This is a genomic window from Neobacillus vireti, assembly GCF_036962345.1.
Classification (GTDB): domain Bacteria; phylum Bacillota; class Bacilli; order Bacillales; family Cytobacillaceae; genus Neobacillus; species Neobacillus vireti_A.
This window is the reverse complement of the sequence record NZ_JBALNB010000022.1, coordinates 1-2,500: the sequence shown is the minus strand read 5'-3', so window position 1 is coordinate 2,500 and position 2,500 is coordinate 1. Positions and strand designations below refer to the sequence as shown.

Sequence of the window (2,500 nt, the reverse complement as noted above, 5' to 3'; positions counted from 1 at the left end):
ACTTAACGTAAACTTTGGGACCTTAGCTGGTGGTCTGGGCTGTTTCCCTTTTGACTACGGATCTTATCACTCGCAGTCTGACTCCCACGGATAAGTCTTTGGCATTCGGAGTTTGTCTGAATTCGGTAACCCGATGAGGGCCCCTAGTCCAAACAGTGCTCTACCTCCAAGACTCTTACAACGTGAGGCTAGCCCTAAAGCTATTTCGGAGAGAACCAGCTATCTCCAAGTTCGATTGGAATTTCTCCGCTACCCACACCTCATCCCCGCACTTTTCAACGTGCGTGGGTTCGGGCCTCCATCCAGTGTTACCTGGACTTCACCCTGGACATGGGTAGATCACCTGGTTTCGGGTCTACGACCACATACTTATTCGCCCTATTCAGACTCGCTTTCGCTGCGGCTCCGTCTCTTCAACTTAACCTTGCATGGGATCGTAACTCGCCGGTTCATTCTACAAAAGGCACGCCATCACCCATGAACGGGCTCTGACTACTTGTAGGCACACGGTTTCAGGATCTATTTCACTCCCCTTCCGGGGTGCTTTTCACCTTTCCCTCACGGTACTGGTTCACTATCGGTCACTAGGGAGTATTTAGCCTTGGGAGATGGTCCTCCCAGCTTCCGACCGGATTTCTCGTGTCCGGCCGTACTCAGGATCCACTCAGGAGGGAACGAAGTTTCAACTACAGGGTTTTTACCTTCTATGACGGGCCTTTCCAGACCGCTTCATCTACCCCGTTCCTTTGTAACTCCATGTTGAGTGTCCTACAACCCCAAGAGGCAAGCCTCTTGGTTTGGGCTATGTCCCGTTTCGCTCGCCGCTACTCAGGGAATCGCGTTTGCTTTCTCTTCCTCCGGGTACTTAGATGTTTCAGTTCCCCGGGTCTGCCTTCAATACCCTATGTATTCAGGTAAAGATACTGCTCCATTACGAGCAGTGGGTTCCCCCATTCGGAAATCTCCGGATCAAAGCTTACTTACAGCTCCCCGAAGCATATCGGTGTTAGTCCCGTCCTTCATCGGCTCCTAGTGCCAAGGCATCCACCGTGCGCCCTTTCTAACTTAACCTAAATGGTTATTCTCTTATTTAATAAGAGAGAAAAACTAAAATGGCAATTCACTCGGTTTTTACTTGGTTTCTTCTTCTTACGATTATCTAGTTTTCAANNATATTCCTTAGAAAGGAGGTGATCCAGCCGCACCTTCCGATACGGCTACCTTGTTACGACTTCACCCCAATCATCTGTCCCACCTTAGGCGGCTGGCTCCTTACGGTTACCCCACCGACTTCGGGTGTTACAAACTCTCGTGGTGTGACGGGCGGTGTGTACAAGGCCCGGGAACGTATTCACCGCGGCATGCTGATCCGCGATTACTAGCGATTCCGGCTTCATGTAGGCGAGTTGCAGCCTACAATCCGAACTGAGAATGGTTTTATGGGATTGGCTAAACCTCGCGGTCTTGCAGCCCTTTGTACCATCCATTGTAGCACGTGTGTAGCCCAGGTCATAAGGGGCATGATGATTTGACGTCATCCCCACCTTCCTCCGGTTTGTCACCGGCAGTCTCCTTAGAGTGCCCAACTGAATGCTGGCAACTAAGAACAAGGGTTGCGCTCGTTGCGGGACTTAACCCAACATCTCACGACACGAGCTGACGACAACCATGCACCACCTGTCACTCTGTCCCCCGAAGGGGAAAGTCCTATCTCTAGGAGTGTCAGAGGATGTCAAGACCTGGTAAGGTTCTTCGCGTTGCTTCGAATTAAACCACATGCTCCACCGCTTGTGCGGGCCCCCGTCAATTCCTTTGAGTTTCAGCCTTGCGGCCGTACTCCCCAGGCGGAGTGCTTAATGCGTTAGCTGCAGCACTAAAGGGCGGAAACCCTCTAACACTTAGCACTCATCGTTTACGGCGTGGACTACCAGGGTATCTAATCCTGTTTGCTCCCCACGCTTTCGCGCCTCAGCGTCAGTTACAGACCAGAAAGCCGCCTTCGCCACTGGTGTTCCTCCACATCTCTACGCATTTCACCGCTACACGTGGAATTCCGCTTTCCTCTTCTGTACTCAAGTCCCCCAGTTTCCAATGACCCTCCACGGTTGAGCCGTGGGCTTTCACATCAGACTTAAAGGACCGCCTGCGCGCGCTTTACGCCCAATAATTCCGGACAACGCTTGCCACCTACGTATTACCGCGGCTGCTGGCACGTAGTTAGCCGTGGCTTTCTGGTTAGGTACCGTCAAGGTACCGGCAGTTACTCCGGTACTTGTTCTTCCCTAACAACAGAGCTTTACGACCCGAAGGCCTTCATCGCTCACGCGGCGTTGCTCCGTCAGACTTTCGTCCATTGCGGAAGATTCCCTACTGCTGCCTCCCGTAGGAGTCTGGGCCGTGTCTCAGTCCCAGTGTGGCCGATCACCCTCTCAGGTCGGCTACGCATCGTCGCCTTGGTGAGCCGTTACCTCACCAACTAGCTAATGCGCCGCGGGCCCAT

The 2,500-nt window shown here is 52.7% G+C and carries 2 rRNA genes (1 of these 2 cut by a window edge); both read right to left on the bottom strand.

The window, feature by feature from the left end:
• Nucleotides 1-1,071: ribosomal RNA gene (locus V7108_RS24255) — 23S ribosomal RNA — on the bottom strand (it extends 1,864 nt beyond the left edge of the window).
• Nucleotides 1,072-1,183: 112 nt separating this feature from the next.
• Nucleotides 1,184-2,500 (bottom strand): 16S ribosomal RNA (locus V7108_RS24250); the annotation flags it as partial.